Origin of the sequence: Caulobacter sp. Root343 (assembly GCF_001425745.1) — a bacterium.
Lineage (GTDB): Bacteria > Pseudomonadota > Alphaproteobacteria > Caulobacterales > Caulobacteraceae > Caulobacter.
The window spans coordinates 372,579-391,515 of sequence record NZ_LMDF01000006.1 but is presented as its reverse complement, the minus strand read 5'-3'; the positions used below and the strand labels follow the sequence as shown (position 1 = coordinate 391,515).

General features: G+C 61.6%; 18 protein-coding genes and 1 tRNA gene. 8 read left to right on the top strand and 11 right to left on the bottom strand.

All coding sequences use genetic code 11. The features are described from left to right. Positions 1–237 precede the first annotated feature (237 nt). The 4 genes from gmd to ASC70_RS24465 are packed head-to-tail and all read left to right on the top strand — an operon-like array spanning position 238 to position 4,311. Positions 238–1,314 (top strand): GDP-mannose 4,6-dehydratase, encoded by a 1,077-nt coding sequence (gene gmd / locus ASC70_RS09495; RefSeq protein WP_056049341.1) that lies wholly within the window; start codon positions 238–240, stop codon positions 1,312–1,314. A 29-nt stretch (positions 1,315–1,343) separates the two neighbouring features. Further along, on the top strand, positions 1,344–2,174 hold the full coding sequence (locus tag ASC70_RS09490) for a class I SAM-dependent methyltransferase (RefSeq protein WP_056049338.1): 831 nt from the start codon (positions 1,344–1,346) through the stop codon (positions 2,172–2,174). Further along, positions 2,174–3,148, top strand: coding sequence for a GDP-L-fucose synthase (locus ASC70_RS09485; RefSeq protein WP_082539621.1), 975 nt, complete (start codon positions 2,174–2,176; stop codon positions 3,146–3,148). The genes ASC70_RS09490 and ASC70_RS09485 overlap by 1 nt, the downstream gene beginning before the upstream one ends. Continuing rightward, positions 3,145–4,311: an acyltransferase gene (locus tag ASC70_RS24465; protein ID WP_082539622.1), complete on the top strand. Its 1,167-nt coding sequence runs from the start codon at positions 3,145–3,147 to the stop codon at positions 4,309–4,311. The genes ASC70_RS09485 and ASC70_RS24465 overlap by 4 nt, the downstream gene beginning before the upstream one ends. Positions 4,312–4,323: 12 nt before the next feature. On the opposite strand, the gene ASC70_RS09475 is transcribed toward ASC70_RS24465, so the two are convergent. The 4 genes from ASC70_RS09475 to ASC70_RS09460 are packed head-to-tail and all read right to left on the bottom strand — an operon-like array spanning position 4,324 to position 8,970. Next, a complete protein-coding gene (locus ASC70_RS09475) occupies positions 4,324–5,652 on the bottom strand; it encodes a hypothetical protein (protein WP_156396165.1) in 1,329 nt (442 codons plus the stop codon). After that, a complete protein-coding gene (locus ASC70_RS09470) occupies positions 5,649–6,749 on the bottom strand; it encodes a glycosyltransferase family 4 protein (RefSeq protein ID WP_056049331.1) in 1,101 nt (366 codons plus the stop codon). The genes ASC70_RS09475 and ASC70_RS09470 overlap by 4 nt, the downstream gene beginning before the upstream one ends. 5 nt (positions 6,750–6,754) lie before the next feature. Next, on the bottom strand, positions 6,755–8,119 hold the full coding sequence (locus ASC70_RS09465) for a lipopolysaccharide biosynthesis protein (protein ID WP_082539624.1): 1,365 nt from the start codon (positions 8,117–8,119) through the stop codon (positions 6,755–6,757). Next, positions 8,116–8,970: a hypothetical protein gene (locus ASC70_RS09460; RefSeq protein WP_156396164.1), complete on the bottom strand. Its 855-nt coding sequence runs from the start codon at positions 8,968–8,970 to the stop codon at positions 8,116–8,118. The genes ASC70_RS09465 and ASC70_RS09460 overlap by 4 nt, the downstream gene beginning before the upstream one ends. Positions 8,971–9,585: 615 nt before the next feature. Here ASC70_RS09460 and ASC70_RS09455 point away from each other — a divergent pair. Then, complete coding sequence (locus tag ASC70_RS09455; RefSeq protein WP_056049321.1) at positions 9,586–10,527, top strand: hypothetical protein; 942 nt, start codon at positions 9,586–9,588, stop codon at positions 10,525–10,527. Then, on the top strand, positions 10,524–11,618 hold the full coding sequence (locus tag ASC70_RS09450) for a glycosyltransferase (RefSeq protein ID WP_056049318.1): 1,095 nt from the start codon (positions 10,524–10,526) through the stop codon (positions 11,616–11,618). Before ASC70_RS09455 ends, ASC70_RS09450 begins: the two co-directional genes overlap by 4 nt. A gap of 12 nt (positions 11,619–11,630) precedes the next feature. On the opposite strand, the gene ASC70_RS09445 is transcribed toward ASC70_RS09450, so the two are convergent. The 6 genes from ASC70_RS09445 to ASC70_RS09420 form a co-directional block, all read right to left on the bottom strand. After that, on the bottom strand, positions 11,631–12,860 hold the full coding sequence (locus ASC70_RS09445; RefSeq protein ID WP_082539625.1) for a glycosyltransferase family 4 protein: 1,230 nt from the start codon (positions 12,858–12,860) through the stop codon (positions 11,631–11,633). Further along, complete coding sequence (locus ASC70_RS24460; protein ID WP_162247198.1) at positions 12,857–13,816, bottom strand: NAD(P)-dependent oxidoreductase; 960 nt, start codon at positions 13,814–13,816, stop codon at positions 12,857–12,859. Before ASC70_RS24460 ends, ASC70_RS09445 begins: the two co-directional genes overlap by 4 nt. Before the next feature lie 364 nt (positions 13,817–14,180). Further along, entirely contained in the window at positions 14,181–14,834 is a 654-nt protein-coding gene (locus ASC70_RS09430) for an exopolysaccharide biosynthesis polyprenyl glycosylphosphotransferase (RefSeq protein ID WP_056049308.1), read from the bottom strand. Positions 14,835–15,157: 323 nt separating this feature from the next. Continuing rightward, positions 15,158–15,745 (bottom strand): site-specific integrase, encoded by a 588-nt coding sequence (locus ASC70_RS25575; RefSeq protein ID WP_235519320.1) that lies wholly within the window; start codon positions 15,743–15,745, stop codon positions 15,158–15,160. A 16-nt stretch (positions 15,746–15,761) separates the two neighbouring features. Further along, positions 15,762–16,427, bottom strand: a complete 666-nt coding sequence (locus ASC70_RS25570) for an Arm DNA-binding domain-containing protein (protein ID WP_235519319.1) — start codon at positions 16,425–16,427, stop codon at positions 15,762–15,764. Between the two features lie 177 nt (positions 16,428–16,604). Then, positions 16,605–16,694: transfer RNA gene (locus tag ASC70_RS09420), tRNA-Ser, on the bottom strand. Positions 16,695–16,849: 155 nt separating this feature from the next. Between ASC70_RS09420 and msrA the strand changes: the two genes are divergently transcribed. Beyond that, on the top strand, positions 16,850–17,515 hold the full coding sequence (gene msrA, locus ASC70_RS09415) for a peptide-methionine (S)-S-oxide reductase MsrA (RefSeq protein ID WP_056049305.1): 666 nt from the start codon (positions 16,850–16,852) through the stop codon (positions 17,513–17,515). After that, a complete protein-coding gene (locus ASC70_RS09410; protein ID WP_056049301.1) occupies positions 17,515–17,862 on the top strand; it encodes an MmcQ/YjbR family DNA-binding protein in 348 nt (115 codons plus the stop codon). Before msrA ends, ASC70_RS09410 begins: the two co-directional genes overlap by 1 nt. 109 nt (positions 17,863–17,971) lie before the next feature. Here the strand turns inward: ASC70_RS09410 and ASC70_RS09405 are convergent, their stop codons facing one another. Next, a complete protein-coding gene (locus ASC70_RS09405; RefSeq protein ID WP_056049299.1) occupies positions 17,972–18,598 on the bottom strand; it encodes a TetR/AcrR family transcriptional regulator in 627 nt (208 codons plus the stop codon). Between the last annotated feature and the right edge of the window lie 339 nt (positions 18,599–18,937).

Below are 18,937 nucleotides of genomic sequence, written 5' to 3'. Positions count from 1 at the left end.
ATCTTGAGATTCAAGAATAGACGTCGCCCAGTTGCGATCTTAGCCGAAGCACACGACAATCCGATGTCGCGTCGCCGATCGCCTGCGAACTACCGGTGACGGTTAATGGCGCCCGTTTGACGTTCAATCACAACTTTTGACGCTGCGGCGCAATAACAAGGTCGCATCAACGAAAAGCTTACGCTAAGACGCCACTACGCTAAGCGGAATAGCTGCGTTCTCGAAGGTGGGGATCTTATGACGGTTGAAAGCAATGGTAAGGTCGCGCTCATCACGGGCGTGACCGGTCAAGACGGCGCGTATCTCTCGGAGTTGCTGCTGTCGAAGGGTTATACGGTTCACGGCGTGAAGCGGCGGTCGTCGTCGTTCAACACCGGACGCCTTGAGCACATTTACCAAGACCCGCATGAAGCCAATCCGCGCTTCGTGCTGCACTACGGCGACATGACGGACAGCACGAACCTGATTCGGATCGTGCAACAGACCCAGCCGGACGAGATCTACAACCTCGCCGCCCAGAGCCACGTGCAGGTCAGCTTCGAAACACCGGAATATACCAGCAACGCCGACGGCACCGGCACCCTGCGCCTGCTGGAAGCCATCCGCATCCTGGGCCTGGAAAAGAAGACCAAGTTCTATCAGGCCTCGACCTCGGAGCTGTACGGCCTGGTGCAGGAAGTGCCGCAGAGCGAGAAGACGCCCTTCTATCCTCGCAGCCCGTACGCCGCCGCGAAGCTCTACAGCTACTGGATCGTGGTCAACTACCGCGAGGCCTATGGCATCCACGCCAGCAACGGCATCCTGTTCAACCACGAGAGCCCGTTGCGCGGCGAGACCTTCGTCACCCGCAAGATCACCCGCGCCGTCGCGGCCATCAAGCAGGGCTTCCAGGACAAGCTGTACCTGGGCAACATGGACGCCAAGCGCGACTGGGGCCACGCCCGCGAATATGTCCGCGGCATGTGGCTGATGCTGCAGCAGGAACAGGCCGACGACTACGTCCTGGCCACCGGCGAAACCACCCTGGTCCGCGACTTCGTCGCCAAGGCCTTTTCGGAAGTCGGCATCACGATCAACTGGTCGGGCACGGGCATCGACGAAAAGGGCGTCTGCGCCGAAACCGGCAAGGTGCTGGTCGAGGTCGACCCGCGCTACTTCCGTCCGACCGAGGTCGAGCTGCTGATCGGCGACCCGACCAAGGCCAAGGAAAAGCTCGGCTGGGTTCACGAAACCAAGTGGGAACAGCTGTGCGCTGAAATGGTCGCGGCCGACATGATCAATGTCGCCAGGGAGAAACGTCGAAACGCCGAGTAACATCTCGGCCTCACTCGGGAGGATGTACCATGGTGCCGTCCAAAGAGTATTTGTCCGGAGAAGCGTTGTGGGGAGATGATCTCCCGCTCAAAGGCTTAGAAGATTGGTATCAGTCCGAGAAATCGGGCTATTACGATCTAGCGACGAAATATTATTCGGACGGTGCCGCGTCTCACGAGGCCGAGACCTACCAATACGAAACCCTGAACCATCTCCACGCTTTCGGTTATGTCGAAAGCCGGCATTGGGAGACGTGCGTCGCGCTGGGATGCGCGACTGGGGCCGACGTCGCCCCACTCTCCAAGGCCGTCGATCGGTACATCGCGATCGAGCCGGCCGAGAAGTGGTGGACGTCGGAAATAGGAGGCAAGCCCGCTGAGTTCTTCGCGCCAGACATTCAGGGAACGATGCCGATCGCCTCGCGCGCCGCGGACCTCTTCGTTTCCCTGGGCGTGCTCCACCACATTCCCAATGTCAGCCACGTGATCCGCGAAAGCGCGCGCGTGCTGCGAAAGGATGGGCTGCTGGTCCTGCGGGAGCCCATCAGCTCCATGGGCAAGTGGTGGGAACCCCGGGCCGGTCTGACGCCGAACGAACGAGGCCTACCGGAAGGCTGGCTACGGCGCACGCTTCAAAACAGCGGATACGCCATCGTCAGATGGCGGCACTGCATGTTTTCCCCGCTGGGGGTCGCGACCGGAAAACTGAAGCTCAAGTTCCCGTTCCGCCACCAATCCTACTGCCTCGCCGACTGGATATTCTCGGAGGCGACCGCTTTTAACGCGACCTACTACCGGCCCACGTTCGCGCGGAAATTCGCGCCCGGCTCGGTGTTCGTCATAGCAAGGAAGACCGACTAGTGAATTCTGCCTCGTCCAACGCCGCGGAAGTTCTGTTTCCTCTGGAAGGCAAGCGCGTCTGGGTGGCCGGCCATCGTGGGATGGTCGGTTCCGCCATCGTGCGGCGCCTGGCTTCTGAAGGCTGCGAGATCATCACCGCCGGCCGCGATGTCCTAGACCTCGAGCGCCAGAGCGCGGTCGAGGCCTGGATCGACAAGGAAAAGCCCGACGCCGTCTTCATGGCGGCGGCCAAGGTCGGCGGCATCCTGGCCAACGACACCTATCCGGCCGACTTCCTCTACAACAACCTGGTCATCGAGACGAACATCGTCGACGCGGCCTGGCGTAGCGGTGTCGGCAAGGTGCTGTTCCTCGGCTCGTCGTGCATCTATCCGAAGTTCGCGCCGCAGCCGATCATGGAGGACAGCCTCCTGACCGGTCCGCTCGAGCCGACCAACGAGTGGTACGCGATCGCCAAGATCGCCGGCATCAAGCTGGCCCAAGCCTATCGCCGGCAACACGGCTGCGACTTCATCAGCGCCATGCCGACCAACCTCTACGGCATCGGCGACAACTTCGACCTGAACAGCAGCCACGTGATGCCGGCCCTGATCCGCAAGGCTCACGAGGCCAAGCTGGCCGGGGCCGACAGCATCACGATCTGGGGCACGGGCACGCCGCGCCGCGAGTTCCTGAACGCCGACGACTGCGCCGACGCCTGCGTGTTCCTGATGAAGACCTATTCGGACTTCGAACACGTCAATGTCGGCTCGGGCGAGGATGTCACCATCCTGGAGCTGGCCCAGCTGGTCTGCGAGGTCGTGGGCTTCAAGGGCCAGATCGTCACCGACACCACCAAGCCCGACGGCACGCCGCGCAAGCTGATGAGCGCGGATAAGCTGCGGGGCATGGGCTGGAAGCCGTCGATTGAACTGAGGGATGGGATTGTCCAGGCCTACGACGCGTTCCGTCAGCACACCGGGGCTCTAGCTTGAGGGACAATCTATCTGTTGCAAGCTTGCCCCTGACCAACGGCGCCCCTAGCGAGCAACGAACAGTCAAACACGTCGAGATAGCACCGCTAACATCCCTGCGGTTTGTAGCGGCGCTGACGGTGGTGATCTCCCATATTCATGGCCTCGGCTTCGCCAACCTGACCTTTCTCCACGACTTCTTTGATGGAGGCAGGCCAGCCGTATCCTTCTTCTTTATTCTATCTGGTTTCATTCTCACGTATAACTACCGCAGAATAGAAACTTCGACCGCTGCGAGAGGTTTCTGGGGTGCCCGCTTTGCTCGCATATACCCAGTTCACCTTCTCGGACTTACAGTCGCCATTGCTGGATTTATCACATTCTATTCCAACGGCAATCTAAGCTCAGCACTAGATCTCTACTCTCTAAAACCAACATACAAAATACACAACCTCACGACCGGGCCAGGACTTTTTCTTGGACTGAGCCTTGTCGGGCAAATTCTGCTGCTGGCTGCTTGGCTGCCGTTTGCCGTGCTCAATCAACCGTGGAACGGCCCTGCTTGGAGCATCTCGTGCGAAGCCTTCTTCTATGCGACCTTTCCTTGGATCAGTAAAAGAGTCTTCCGAGACGGCGCGCGCCCAATAACTTTGGCCATAGCTCTTTTTGGAACTCAGATTTTCATCATCTGCGCGCTCAAGATGATCGGCGGAAAAACAAATTTCTTGATATCTCAATTCCCGCTAACGCACTTTCCAGACTTCTTTATCGGCGTCACACTTGGATATTTTCACGTCGAAAAGAAAATTAACTTTATTCGCAACAATAGCACCTGGATTTTCTTAGGGAGTCTGGTTGTAATCGGGCTCATCTCGGCTTGGCATCCAGTAAATCCCATGTACGTTATACTGGAGCCGATCTTCGCCGTCCTCATTCTCTCCGCCGCCAACTTGAGACTATCGATAGTCAGCAGCATTTTGGCGAACCGCGGCTTCGGGAAACTGGGCGAGGCGAGCTACTCGCTTTACATCTTGCACGTACCCTGCCTCTCACTCCTACTGGCGTTCGGCATCAAGGCGCCCTGGCAGCTCATCCTTCTCGGATTGATAGGCCTGAGTCTCGCTTCACACGCGCTCGTGGAGGAGCCTGCACGGAAACGCCTTAGAAAAGCGCTCTCGCGATAGAAGCATAGAGCGCTAAGAGGCCGTCTTGAGTCTCTTGGCGATCCAGAAACTGAAACCGATTGCTAGCCCAAAGAGTAGGCATGCGGAGCGGCTTCCCATCGTTCCGCCGAGAAAGCCAAAGGCCATGAACGCAACGACGCCTAGTGGCATCGAAGCGATCGATGCCAAACGGTGCGCGTCCAAATCGTGCTTTTTCAGCGCTCTGAAGATGGAAATCGATTTTAGCAGAGATCTTACTTGAAGTAGCAGAAGCGCGCCGCCGAAAATAATGCCGCCAATATATATTGTACCCACATAGTTATTGTGACCGACACCGGTTTCCGTCCAGTAGGCCGACTTCTTTCCAAGCAGGAGCGCAATAATCCGAGCGTTCTCGCCGTCGTAGAAGTTACTGGCTGACGCGCCGTATCCAAACATTAGGCCAGGCACGGACTCCTTCAATTTTCCGATCTGATAACCGGTCTCTCCCGCTCGCGTCACTGCGGTGATGTCGTATCCGTGATGCTCTTGAGCCGAGAAAATGCGCTGGGTCCATCGCTCCAGCGGCGAGGTCGGTAGCACCGCATCGGCTACCAAGACAGCCCCAACAAGGGCTAGAACGGCCAAAATCTGAAGGGGTAGAGCCCTACCTCTAATGACTTTCTCGCCTGCGAAGAGCAGCGAGAACAGAACTAGGACGGCAGCAATGACGACGTGCGTACGAGTGATGGAGATGAGAACCAAACTCGCATAGAGTAGAGAAGTCGCGATGCTCCAAGGCCGCCAGCCCCCAAACATAAGTAGCGCTATCATGCTAGCGCAGACGAGAGGCGCGCCCCCGGTCAAAACTTGATACCGAATAGTTTCGAAATCAATGCCCGTGATACTGGCTACTAGGATCAAATTAATGAGTAGGCCAATGCCGGTTGCTTTCTGGATTTCGTTGAATATCGCTTCGGGTGGGAAGGGCGCATTAGACAGCGCCGCAGCGGAAAACATTCCTAGGCTGAATAGCAAAATTGGCGGCATCGCGCGGAGCAGAGCAATTTCGTCCTGCCCACGAAGAATTCCGCTCGTATAGGTAACAGCAGCAAAGGCCAAAGCGATGATGCCCGCGAGCATCGCACCGCGATTTGACCTCATCCTGTACTGCCCTATTAAGGCGAATGAGGCGCAGGCGCTAATCACGAAGAGGATCGCGTAGAGAATAGTCGTCCAGTCTTGCGCCCCCTTCGGTTTATAGTCGACGATCGCCGGCAACAGCATCAGCCACATCAGAAGACGGGTCGTGGCAAAGCTCGGCGAGGCCGCTTTTCGCGCGCCCCTCGAACGGATGTTTTCAATCGCGACCATCGAATTCACCGCGCGCCAGACTTCACAACGCTCTCCGCGAGCAGGGCGTACTGCTCGGCGGTCGCCTTCAGATCGTAGGCGTCCATCGCATGGATGTAACGCCCTCCCGCCTCGCGAACCGCGTTCGCGAACTTCGCGGCGGCGTCGGGCGAGGATAGGTCGATCAACGAGATACCCTCAATTCCCTTCGCAAAAGCGAAACTCTCGATCTCCGACGCCACCATCGGCGGCCCGCTGGCCATCGCTTCGAGGAAGGCGATGCTGTGGGCTTCCGAGAGCGACGGCATCAGATACACGTCGGCGGCGCTGAGCAGGTCGGGCACGTCGAGGCGCGGTCCCAGAAAGCGGATCCGGTCGCCCAGGCCCGCCCGAGCGACATCCGCCTCGAAGGCCGCCGCGTAGTCGGCGTCCTCGACGATGCCGGCGAACCACAGCTTCAGGCTGGGATCCTCGCGCAGCAGCGGCGTGACAGCCTCCAGCGTGAAGCGCTGCTGCTTGACGGGCGCGAGCCGCCCGACCTGCAGCAACAGCCGGTCCATATCCGAAAGGTCAAGCGCCTGGCGGATCTCGCCGCGCCGCTCACGCGCCGCGTAGAAGCGATCGAGATCGACGCCGTTCAGGACGATGCGCATCGGCGGCGACACCTTCAGCCGGCGCAGGTAGCTGTCGGCGGCCGATTGGGAGACGGCGATGATCTGGTCTGTGCGGGCCTGTAGAAGCCGCTCGCCCCAGCGGAGCTTGCGATCGGCATAGTCGTCGGTGCCACTGTGCAGGATCGAGATGAACTTGGCCTTGGAGCCCGCCAGCAGGACGGCCAGGCGGCCATAGATCGCCGGCAGGGCCGAATGGCCGAAGATGACGTCGGGCTTGAACGCGCGGATGGCGGCGGCGTAGCGCCACGCCCTGTCGGCGCCGCCCAGGACGGCGTCCGGAATGTCCAGCGTCACGCCGGCGGCGGTCAGCTTGTCCAGCTCGGGCTTGAACGCTTCGGCCGACGGGGCGAAGGCGGCCACCGCGCAGGCGTGGCCGTCCGCCGCGTGCCGCAAGCACAGATCCCTGACCAGCACCTCGGCGCCCGAATGGCGCGGCGTATGAACAAGGTGCATCAGTCTCATGCTCGTCCCCCAAGTTTCGCCAGAGCGCCGCCCGCGCCCGGCACGCGCGCGAGCAGGCAGGCCCAGGCTTCCCGCGACGGCCATATTGGAACGTTCAGCGACCGGCAATTCAGAACCCACGTGACGACGCCGCCGCTGCCGATGGCGATCATGGCGCCCGCGGCCACCCCTACCCCGCCGAGCGGCTTCGCCAGAAGCCAGGCGAGAGAAGGGCTGCCTAGGGTGCTGATCAGGCTGCCGACGATGTTCCACCGCAGTCGTCCCGTGCCCATGCCCAGGAAGAAGCCCGGCGTCGAGAGGGTGTTGAAGAACCACCCGCCAGCCAGAATGAAGGAAAAGAGCACGAACAGCGGGTCGATCCGGTGCATCCAGATCAGGCTGAGGATTGGAGACCCTACCGCCATGCCCAACATCGCCACGCTGGACGCGACGCCGATCACGGTCAGGGCGCTGTCGTAGATCCGCCGCATCTCGCCGGGATCACGCTCGTGGGCCGCCGCGAAAAGCGGCGTCAGGTTCTGGCCGGGCGCCACGACGAGCTGACGAACCTGAAGGATCCCGCGCGAAGCCAGTTCGTACATGCCCAAGGCGCTCAACCCGCCCAGCGACGAGAAGGCGAACTTGGTGAAGGGATCGAACAGGAAGCTGGCGATGTTCAGCACCTGCAGCCGGAGGCCGAACCCCATCAATTCCCGCAGGGGCGCCATGCGAATTCGCCAGGGCACGGCGAACCCCGTTACGCCCGCGGCGCGCACGACCAGAAACCATCCTCCGCAGGCCAGCAACACGTATTGGACGATCTGGGCCAGGGCGACGCCCCGCAGCCCCAGGGTCTGGACCGTGGCGAGCGCCACGCCGGCCTGCACCATCAGGGTCAACAGGGTCAGCATACTCTTCTGGTACGACCGGTGGAAGCCGATCAGAGCGGCGGTCACCACGTTCGAGATGTTCTGCAGGACGAAGGAGCCGATGGCGAAGGGCAGAAGCGCCCTCGCCTGCTCGATGGCCGGCCCATGAATGCTCAAGCCCAGCCCCCACCAGGCCGGCCAGTAGAGGAGAAGGCCCAGGACCAGATAGAAGCCGACATTGGTCAGCAGGGCGGTTTCGACATAGATCAGCGCGTCGTCCGAACGGCCGCCACGCGCCTGGGAAACCGCCACATAGCGGCCCAACCCGCCGGCGGCGCCGAGATCGGCCACGCGAGCCAGCGAGGTGGTCGCCAGCACCAGAGACCAGATCCCCAGCGAGGCCACGCCCAAGTGCTTCAGGATCAGGCGATACAGCACGAAAAGCACGACGCTCGAGACGAGCACTTCGAGCAGGTTCCAGGTCGCGTTGCGCTTGAGACCTCCCAAGCTCACGACGCGCTCCCCGCCAGCGGCAGACCTAAGGCGTGGGACAGGGTCGCGATGCTGCGCTCGCGCATCGTCGCGACCTTTGTCGCGGGCTTATCGACCGCCGCGGGCGGAGACGCGAGCGCCGCGGCGGCCGCCTCGGTATCGTTCCACGGGATGGCCAACATCGGATGCTCCAGGATTTCCGCGAGGCGCTCGACGTAGGCGCCCTCGCGCACGACGATCGGCCGCCCGGTCTGCACCGCGCGGCCAAAGATGCCCGAGGCTTGATCGTAGTCTGGCGAATAGCAGCCCCAGACGACCGTGGCTTCACGATAGAGATCGCGCAGTTCCGCATCGGTGACGAAGCGATCGACGAGCAAACCCTGTTGGTCGGCGAAACGATCGGCCTTCTCGCGAGACCCTGACGCGACCTTGCCCGCGGCGACGAACAGCCAGCGGTCACGGACGCCCGGCCGAGCGGCCCACACGTCGGCCAGGAAGTCGAACCCCTTGTCGCGACTCTGTCCGCCCAAGGCGACGGCCACGGCCCGTCCGGCGGCCTGCTCGCGGACAGTTCGCGCTAGATCGGAACCGTGGGCGTCCTCATCGGGAGCCAAGTCCCAAAGCTGGGGATCGTAGATCCAGCCGTCCGCGATCCCGGCGAACGCGGGATCCAGCTCGAACGGCATGATGGTCGCCACGGTCACGGTCGGCAGGGCCTTGGCGACCTTCAGCAGCATCTTCTTGACCAGGTGTCGCGGGGCGGACGAGCGCACCGCTTCTCCGGGACGGAACATCAGAGCGCAACTGCGTCGCCCCAGGAGCGCCCTGAAGATGGCGACGATCAGGAACTTGGCGGTATGTTCTTCGAGCATCGGCGAAAAGAGCGCCCCGGACGCGAACACATCCGAGAAACGGAGCGCTCGAGTCTCGTACGTAACCCCGCCGGTCGCGGCCATCTCTTGAAACAGAGCGATATATTCGCGACGGTGTCCATCGTCACCGTCGACGGCGATCAAAAGCCGCGCCATGCCCCCACACGAGATTATGTGCAGCGCGCGCCATCGCGGCTGTTCAGCCTCCTGCTAACGCGCGAGGCCGCACAGGACAAGCGCCTAGATAAAATTGCCGCCAAACTCTTCGCGTTTGCTCGAACGAGCGTCATCAGACACTCAAATGAATGTCATGGTTTTGGTAGAATTGAGCTTTGGTCTCTCGCGATATACGTGTGCGGGAATTCATAGGCGAACCGATCGAAACGCCATTAACCAATCGCAGCCGATCAGGTCTCTGGCGCCGGCGAAAATCACTCTTTCCGAAAGGAAATTCGACAATGAAGTCGATCACGCAACGTTACTGTCGATGCACGATCACTTGGCTTCATTTTCTATCCCCGAACCGATAGTCAGGCATTTACACGCTACACCTTCTATCCTACCAGATCGCTTAACTGCGGCGTGTCTCGATGTTCGAGAGAGGAGCAAGTTTTTATGGGCGAGCTAGCCCCGATCGCCATCTTCTCGTTTCGCCGCCCGCACCACCTGGCAGCCACGCTTGACGCCCTTCAACAGTGCCCCGAATTCGCGGCCTCGGAGGTGATCGCCTATTCAGATGGCCCTCGCCGAGCGTCGGACGAGGCGGGGGTGAACGAGGTTCGGCAACTCCTCCGCAGCCGCAAGACGCCAAACATGACGCTCGTCGAACGTCCCATCAACATGGGCCTCGCGAACTCCATCATCGGCGCGGTCACCGAGATCACGCGACGGGCGGGCAAGGTCATCGTCGTCGAAGACGATCTCGTTCTGCAACCCTCGGCCCTCGCCTGGCTGAACGCCGGCCTCAACGCCTATGTCGACGACGAACGCGTCATGCAGATCAGCGCATATCAATATCGTGTGCCGGAATTCGCCCAGCGCCAGAACGGGACATTCCAGCGCTTCGCCACCACCTGGGGATGGGGCACCTGGGAGCGAGCCTGGAAAAAGTTCGATGCCGAGGCCAACGGATGGCGGGATTTGATCGACAATCCGGAAATTCGCACGGCTTTCGACGCGGGCGGGGTCTACCCATTCGCCGACATGCTGCAGAAGCAGATGTCAGGTAGGATCGACAGCTGGGGCATCCGTTGGTCCTGGAGCGTGTTCAGGAACCAAGGCTTAACGCTGATGCCGCCGCGTTCGCTGGTCCGCAACACGGGTTTGGACGGGAGCGGTACGCACAGCACGCTCGGCCCGCTTAAGCGCTTCGTCGCAGCGCCTCAGCCACTGCAATGGCACAATGCCGAACCGCCACAGCTCCCCACTGAAGTCATCTTGAGGGCAGAGGAAGAACAGGCGTTCCGCCGCGCGCTCAAGAACACGCACGCTCTACGCAATCACCACATCAAGCGCGCCCTCGCCAAGGCGGGGCTGAAGCACTTCGCCGACGCATGACTGTCCGCTCGCCGTCGGTTGTCGCCGTCGCCCAACTTCCGCCTCCCGTCACCGGGCTGTCCGCCGTCAGCCAGAGGATGGTCGACCTCTTCTCCGAGCGAAACCTTCTCCTCTGCGTCACCAACGTCGGGCCGCCGGCGGGAGGCCCCTCCTGGGCGAAGCTGCCCGTTCGGGCCCTGCGTACGGCCACAGCGGCGGCCGCGCTCGTACGGCTGAAACGGCTCGGCGCGAAAACCCTTTATATGCCAACAGACAGCCAGAAGGGTCTGGCTCTCAATATCGTCATTGCTTCAATTGCGCGATGGTTGGGTTATCAGGTGGTCTTTCACCACCATAATTTCTCGTACATCGACCGCTACTTTCCTCTGATGGATCGGCTGATCGCCGCCGCACCGGAGAGAACGGTTCACGTGATGCTCTGCTCGGGCATGCACGAGCGCTTTGCGGCGCAATACGAGAAGAATTGGCGAGCCGCGCGGGCCGAAGGCTTTGTGCTCCCCAATGCCTTCATGTCGTCAGCGGCGACTTCGGTCGAGAAGCCTATCAACCTAACCATTGGCCACCTCTCGAACCTCACTGTTGCGAAGGGCGCGCTCCGATTCATCGAACTATTCCGCCGCCTCAGAGAGGCCGGCGTCGATGTCTCCGCCGAAATGGCCGGGCCGTGCCATGACGAGGAAGTGCACACGGCTATCCAGTCGATGATCGCCGCTTACCCCACATCGTTTCAATGGGCCGGACCGCTCTACGGCGCTGAGAAGGAAAGCTTCTACCGCAGAGTCCACGTGTTCGTTTTTCCGACCGCCTATCCCAATGAAGCCCAGCCGCTTGTACTGCTGGAGGCCCTGGCGCATGGAGCCGCCATCCTAGCGACCAACATTGGCTGCATTGGGTGTGATCATGCGCAGGCGCCGGGACGAATCTTCGAACAGGAAGTCTTTGACGAGGAGGCCTTCACCTGGCTCTCGGAGCAGGCGAAACATCCTTCCTGGCAACACCGTTTCACCGATCATGCGCTAGCGGCGTTCAACGCACAGCGGAACGAAAGCCTCTCAGCTCTAAGTGAACTCCTTACGCGGCTAGAGCGGTAGCGCAGTAGAACCCTATCCGACCGTCGCCAGAATCTTGCGACAGACCACTTCACGATCGACGGTCGCTTCAACATAGCGGCGCCCGGCTTGCCCCAACCTCGCGGCGACCGCTGAATCGGCCACCAAATGCTCCACTGCGTCAGCGAACGCCACGGGATCATTGGGTTCGACACAGAGTCCCGCCTCGGCCTCGTTCGTGACCAAGGCCAACGGCGTGCCTGGGCTGGCGGTCGCTACGTAGGGGCGTTCGGCGGCCATGATCGAGAAGATCTTGCTTGGCAGCGCGAAATTCGCCCCGCCCGGCGCCTGAGGCACCAAATGCAGGACAGCCGCGCCCATTGCCTCGCTCAGCGCTTCCCGCGGGGCTAGGTCCGAAAACCGCAAATTCGTCAGCTGTTCGCGTTGGGCTTGCTCTTCGAGGCCGGCTCGCTCAGAACCTTCGCCTCGAATAAGGATATCGATAGCCGCGCCGCGGCGCATCAATTCCGTCGCCAGCGCCAGCACTTGGTCAAGGCCCTGCTTACGGCCAAGGTTGCCCGAGTAGACGGCGAGCGCGCGCGCTCCGCGAACAGTTTCGATCGGGCGAATTTCGCGAACATTCACTTGCGGCGGAATGACTTCGATGGGAGCCCGAACGCCGATGCCCCGCAACTCATCGGCCATCGCGGGCGTCAAGGCGATCACCGTGTCACACCGGTTAAGCGACCACGCCTCCAGAAGACGAAGAGCGCCCGTCAGCAGCCCCCCTACCCCGAACTTCAAGTTCGCGGCCAATCCCGACTGAATGTCATGGACGATCGCCGCCACTCGACCGTCTTTCGAGACGAACATGGGGGCGATCAGGACGACGAAGACGGAGGGACAAACGCAAATCACCCCCTGATGACGGCGACGAACTCGCAGCGCGGCAAGGGCGAAACTTGTTTCCGAAAGAAGTCGCCCGACGATACCGCGCGATTTCGCGATGAACGATTTGACGCGACGCACTTGGACGCCCCGAAAATCCTCTTCGTCCAGCTGACCGGCTTCATAGCCGTCGTACACGGCGTTTTTCGGATAGCTTGGACGGGCCGTCAAAACCTCGGGTGCGTAGCCGTTCTCGGCAAGCCAAAGAGACAAGTCTGTAATCGGCGGAGCGCTTCCGGTTGGTTCCGGATGATAGTAATTGCTGAGGACCAGCAGAGATCGGGAAACACCCATAGTTTCAGTCGCCACAAGCGATGCCGCGTTTCGGTCACTCATGCGAAGGTGCCCTGGGTCTCCTGCGACCAGGTCTTCAATGCAGCCTCGATATCGGTTTCAAAAACATAGCCATTGGAAAGCAACCAGCCCGGCTTCACCCGGGTCGATCGCACTAGTTTCCAAATCCGTTCCCGGTGTATCGGATTTTTGAATCCAAGCTTCGACAAGACCTCGAACCCCCAGGCAATCGCCAGCAGCGGGGCGATGGGCAGGATCGGGTACTTCACGCCAACACTGGAAACCCGACCAAAAGTCTTGACGATATCTTCGGTTGTGCTCTCAGTCGGGTAGGCAAAGTTGAAGGTGATTTCAGCTTCCTGCTTCTCGATGGCGAACTCGATCGCAGCGAGCAGTTCGTCGACGAACCCTCCACTCTTGATCGTGGTCTTGCGTCCGGGATAGGCGAAAAGCCCCCGCTTCAGGGCTCCAGCCAGATTGCTGTAGTTGCCCTTTTCGCCAGGACCGAACACGACGCCAGGACGGACAACCACGAGTCGACGCCCCTTAGCCGCGCTTGCCCAGCGACGATGTACTGCCTCGGCCATCAGCTTGGAGCGGCCGTAGTCAGAAGTCGGCGCCGGTGGCGTAGCCTCGTCCACGACATCTTCTCGTGGCCCATAAACCGATATGGAGCTAGTGAACACAACAAGGTCGGCGCCAATATTTTCGGCGAATGTCGCTACGTTCAGCGCTCCGAAAACGTTCGTGTCATAGTATTCGTGTGGTGGATGGCCGGGCGTACGATGAACCGCGGCAAGATTGAAGATTGTCGCGCCGTTCGGAGCCAAATTGGCGGGGATGGCATGCCGTACATCATGCGACACATACTTTACGCCTGGGAGATTTACGCGCGGCGGCAAGATATCCACCGCGACCACATCAACTCCTTGCGCGGCCAGGCGCTGAGTTAGGCGCGTGCCAATAAATCCGCTCGCACCAAAAATAACAGCAGCCACTACCAGCCCCCGATCCCGAAATTAAAGACGCTTCGCCGCATCGCTACGTAATTGAAAGTATCTGGTAGCGCAAAAAGATGACGATGATGGCAAGTGCAATCGCCACTCCCGCCGAAATCCAAATAATCTTTCGGATTTTTGCCTCTTGGCGCAGCTTCTGCCCAGTGGATGTACGTCGCCTCGAAGACCTTCGGCGCTTTTCCGCCATTTGCTCCCCCAATCCTGTAAGCCCCCGCCTTAGCACGAGATTCTTACCAACGTATCGCCCGCAGAGAGCGAGGTGATTGTTGGATCGGCGGGTGCAGGTGCGCCAAACCATTTTTGAGTGCTTATCGCTTCCGACAGCCTCTCGCGGGGGCCGTCTTCAGTACGCGTTTTCCGCCAGCAACAGGTGCGGCAACGTTAGCGCTAGGATCCGAACATCGCTCCAGATCGACCAATCGTCGATATAGTCATTGTCGGCATCCACCCGAGCCGCCATTGCTTCCACAGCGCTCGTGCCGCCGCGCAGACCCTTGATCTGCGCCAGACCGGTTAAACCCGGACGGGCCCGGAAGCGAAGGTGATAGTTGGCGATCAGGGGGCCGTACTGATCGTCATGCGCCAGCGCATGCGGCCGCGGGCCGACGATCGACATGTCGCCCTTCAGCACATTCAGCAGCTGCGGCAGCTCGTCGATGCTGGTCTTGCGCAGGATCCGGCCAAGGGTGGTGATGCGATCGTCGTCGCGCTTGGCCTGAACGACCTTGTCGCCGTTCTCCTGAACGCGCATCGAACGGAACTTGAAGATCGTGAAGGCTTGGCCGTTCAGGCCGCCGCGGGCCTGGCGGAACAGCACCGGGCCACGCGATTCCAGCTTGATCAGGATGGCGACGAGCGCCAGCAGCGGCGCGAAGAAGAGCAACGCGCCCCCAGCGACCACGATATCCAAAGCTCGCTTCAGTGGATCTTGCGCGACCGGCAGCACGCTCAGCGCACCGCCCGGCTGATCCGCCGACGGATTAGAAATGACCAGCACAGGGTCCCCACCAGTCTATGCCTTCGAGTCTTACGCCCGAAATTTACGAAGGCTTTACCGAAAACGTGCCGCGCGCACAACTGGGCAACCAGGACGTTAACCGTACTTTCTGCCTGGAGCCCGATGTCTTGCGCAGTTTGTCGGCGAGACCGCCGCTTTTCTAGCGCGCCGGCGCGATTGTTTGACTTCAACTTGACCATTGAGACGAAAGGCACACGCCCCAGTTGCCGGCCCTGAATGACCTCATCGAGATCAATGTGCCGCTGACCATGGCTCTCGCGCGACGCGTCCAGACTGTCGTTGATCGGAAATCCATCCGATATTTAGCCGTCCGAGCGCCCGAGGCCTTCCTGCTCGCTCGCCGTAGCCCAACAATCCATCAGCGCTCGGCGCTTTTCGAAAAGATCGCCTCGCCGATAGGCCGCTTCCACCTTGTTTGCGATGGCGTGCGCCAGCGCCATCTCCACAACCTCGCTCGGGAAGTCCGTTTCCTCCGCGGCCCAGTCGCGGAAGGAACTACGAAAACCATGGCTGGTCAGATCGCCACGGCCCATGCGGCGCAGAACGGCGAGCAGGGCCATGTTGCTCAGCCCCTTTCCCGCCAGTTGCCCCCAGAACACCGGGCCCAAGGGTCCGACCTCGCCAGCCTTTAACGTCTTCCTGTGCCGCCGCGCCTCGATCTCGAACCAGGCGTCTCGTTGCCGCTCGAGGATTTCCATGGCTGGCCGGCTGAGCGGCACGCGGTGTTCTCGGCCGGCCTTCATCCGGGATGCAGGTATGGTCCAAGTCTTGTTTTCGAAGTCGATCTCACCCCAATCGGCGCCGATCACTTCGCCGGTGCGCGCCGCGGTCAGGATCGTGAAGCGAAGCGCCTGCACCCCCACCCCGCCCTGCGAACGCAGGGTCGCCATGAACTGTGGGAGCTCCTTATAGTCCAGTGCGGCGTGATGCTTGACCTTCGCCACCCGGCGACTTGGCGGGCAAGATCATCTCGATATGCCCCTTCCACCGCGCGGGGTTCTCGCCCTGGCGGTAGCCGTGGACGGCGCCCCAGTTCAGGACGGCTTCGATCCGCCCGCGCAGACGACTGGCGGTCTCTGACTTCGTCAGCCAAATGGGCTTTAGGGCGTTGAGCACATCGGCCGTCTCGATATCGGCGAGCGCTTTTGCGCCAAAATGAGGGACGGCGTAGGTCTCCAGCGTGCTCGACCACTGCGCAATATGCTTCTCATTGCGCCAGGCCGCCTTGTTCGTATCGATGTAAGCCTCCATCGCCTCCTTGAAGGTGACGCCTACCGGCGCAGGGGAGACAGGCGTTGGCCGCCGCCCGATGCGGCCGCCGAGCGGATCCTCGCCATTGTATCGCTGCAGGCGCGCAGCCCGGGCCTTCTCGCGGGCCTGCGCCAGCGAGACAAATTCCAGCGGGCCAAGACCCATCTGGCGTTCACGGCCCGCCACGCGATAGCGGAAAATCCAGGGCCTCCCACCGCTCGGGATGATGTGGAGGTACAGGCCGCCGCCGTCCGGATATCGGCCCGCGCCTCGCAGTTGCCGGACCGTCATCGCCGTAAGTCGCTCATAGACACGAGCCATGGCTAACCCACACTTTGACCCACGCGGAGCATCCCCCCGCTTTGACCCCCGCACATGTTCATAATCGTTACCGAACGCGGCTGGACGCGTCGAGGTACAGAAATGCGATTTTTCCGTGATAAATCAGCAGCCTGTCGCTGCCGATGAACGTCTATGGACAGGTCTGGATTGGGGTAGTGGCGGTGAGAGAGGGATTCGAACCCTCGATAGAGTTTCCCCTATACACGCGTTCCAGGCGTGCGCCTTCAACCACTCGGCCACCTCACCAGCGCAGTCGAGTCGGGGGTGGTTGAGACCCCCGGCGCGGGAAGGCGCGCAATATACTCAGGGACCGGCCGGTAGCAAGCGCGTTCCCGGATGAAACTCCCGGCGCGAGCGCTTATATCCGTGGCCGAAGGTTTCCCGCGTCCGAAAGGCCCGCCATGCTGTCGTTCAAGAAGTCCATCGAGATGCCCACCGCCGACACGGCCCTGCCCGGCCGAACGCAGGCGATCCCGACCGCCACCACCCATTTCATCAATGGCCACCCGCTGAAGGGCCCTTATCCGGACGGCCTGGAGACGGCGGTGTTCGCCATGGGCTGTTTCTGGGGCGTCGAGCGGATTTTCTGGCAGGTCCCGGGCGTCTATGTGACCGCCGCCGGCTACGCGGCCGGGATCACGCCAAACCCGACCTACGAGGAGGTCTGCAGCGGCCGCACCGGCCACACCGAAGTGGTGCTGGTGGTGTTCGACCCGAAGGTCGTCACCTACGAGGCCCTGCTGAAGACCTTCTGGGAGAACCACGACCCGACCCAGGGCATGCGCCAGGGCGGCGACATCGGCACCCAGTACCGCTCGGGGATCTATGTCACCAACGACGCCCAGGCCGCCGCGGCCGTGGAGTCGAAGGAGGCCTATCAGCAGGCTCTTTCGGCCAAGGGCCTGGGCGAGATCACCACCGAGATCGCCGCCGCCGGCCCGTTCTACTTCGCCGAGGACTATCACCAGCAGTACCTGGCCAAGAACCCGAACGGCTATTGCGGCATTGGCGGCACCGGCGTCGTCTGCCCGATCGGCCTAGGTGTCGAGGGGGGTATCGAAGCCTGATGACGCCCGAGGCCTTCGACAAGGCGTGCCTGGCCCTGCCCGGCGCGACCCTCTCCATCCAGTGGGGCGACGACCACGTGTTCAAGGTCGGGGGCAAGATGTTCGCCGTCCGGGGGAACGCCGTTCCCAAGGGCGGGGTCTCGTTCAAGGCCTCGGACGTCGCGTTTGAGGTCCTGACCGAGAGCGGCCGGGCCATTCCCGCGCCCTATCTGGCCCGCGCCAAGTGGGTGCGCTTCGACGACCTCTCCGGTCAGGACGACGCCGAGGTCGCCGACTGGCTGAAGAGCGCCCACGGCCTGATCGCCGCCAAGCTGACCAGGAAGGTCCGGGCGGAGTTGGGGCTTTAAAAACCTGTCATCCGGCCAGGCGCGTAGCGCGCCGAACCGGGACCGCCGGAAGCGCTGAGCCTGTCGCGGTCGCGCCCCTCCGCTTCGCCGCGGCCGGGATGACAGATCGCTATGCCTTCGCCAGCCCCTGCAGGGCCGTGGTCTCGATCGCTTCCAGCAGCCGTTCATTGGTCAGGCCGGGCGTGGTCGGGGTCCATTTGGTCAGCCAGATCAGCATGCCGACCAGCAGCTGCACCACCAGGGACGGCTCGCAGGCCGTGATCGTGCCGTCGGCCATGCCCTCCTCCAGGAACCGCTCGAGGCGCTTGCTGAGGCGCGCGGTCCATTCCTCGATCGCCTGGCGCTGGGTCTCGTCGAGATAGGAGCTGTCGCCGAAATAGAGCTGCGGTCCGTTGGTCACCGCGTCGTCCAGCAGGGCGCTCAGGAACCGCCGGAGCTTGCAGAGGCCCTGGCCTCCGCCCGCCTCGACCACCGCCAGGATGGCCTCGAACCGCTCCAGCGAGCGCTGATGGCCCGCGAAAGCCAAGGCCTGCTTGTTGGGGAAATAGTAGTAGAGCGCCGCGTCGCGCAGATGGATAGCCGCGGCGATGTCGGTCATGGTCGCGGCCGCGAAACCCTTGGCGTTGATGATCTCGATGGCCGCGCGCAGGATCGCCTCGCGCTTCTTCACCGACTTCTGGCTCTGCGCCATGGGCCTGGTCTCTTCGACCAGGATCAGGGAATCCCCCTTCGACAACCGCTCTCTCCTCCGTCGGCGCGCTCGATTCTGCCGTCGAGCAAACACCGATATTCCAGGCTGGTCCCGAACGCCGTCTGGTTCAATCTGGAAAATTCTAACTTGCGCTAGAATATCAAGGTCATATTAAAATCACCCTAGCCGCGTTCGGGATGCAAGACCGGACGCGCTGGGGCGAAAACATGACGCAAAGCGTCCTCATCCACGGCTCGGCCCTTCCGACCGCCTCGCGCGGCCCGGCCGGCCGGTCAGGATCGCCCTTACCCTACGTCAACACGACCGCTCTTCCCCAAAAGAAACCCGCGATTGCTCGAGGCGGGATGGGAAGAAACGCGGCCG

Bases quoted from the DNA above. Each gene is read 5' to 3' on its own strand.
- gmd (WP_056049341.1), top strand. From the start codon at position 238: ATGACGGTTGAAAGCAATGGTAAGGTCGCGCTCATCACGGGCGTGACC.
- ASC70_RS09490 (WP_056049338.1), top strand. From the start codon at position 1,344: ATGGTGCCGTCCAAAGAGTATTTGTCCGGAGAAGCGTTGTGGGGAGAT.
- ASC70_RS09470 (WP_056049331.1), bottom strand. From the start codon at position 6,749: ATGCACCTTGTTCATACGCCGCGCCATTCGGGCGCCGAGGTGCTGGTC.
- ASC70_RS09460 (WP_156396164.1), bottom strand. From the start codon at position 8,970: ATGCTCGAAGAACATACCGCCAAGTTCCTGATCGTCGCCATCTTCAGG.
- ASC70_RS09455 (WP_056049321.1), top strand. From the start codon at position 9,586: ATGGGCGAGCTAGCCCCGATCGCCATCTTCTCGTTTCGCCGCCCGCAC.
- ASC70_RS09450 (WP_056049318.1), top strand. From the start codon at position 10,524: ATGACTGTCCGCTCGCCGTCGGTTGTCGCCGTCGCCCAACTTCCGCCT.
- ASC70_RS09445 (WP_082539625.1), bottom strand. From the start codon at position 12,860: ATGAGTGACCGAAACGCGGCATCGCTTGTGGCGACTGAAACTATGGGT.
- ASC70_RS25575 (WP_235519320.1), bottom strand. From the start codon at position 15,745: ATGGCGACCCTGCGTTCGCAGGGCGGGGTGGGGGTGCAGGCGCTTCGC.
- ASC70_RS25570 (WP_235519319.1), bottom strand. From the start codon at position 16,427: ATGGCTCGTGTCTATGAGCGACTTACGGCGATGACGGTCCGGCAACTG.
- msrA (WP_056049305.1), top strand. From the start codon at position 16,850: ATGCTGTCGTTCAAGAAGTCCATCGAGATGCCCACCGCCGACACGGCC.
- ASC70_RS09410 (WP_056049301.1), top strand. From the start codon at position 17,515: ATGACGCCCGAGGCCTTCGACAAGGCGTGCCTGGCCCTGCCCGGCGCG.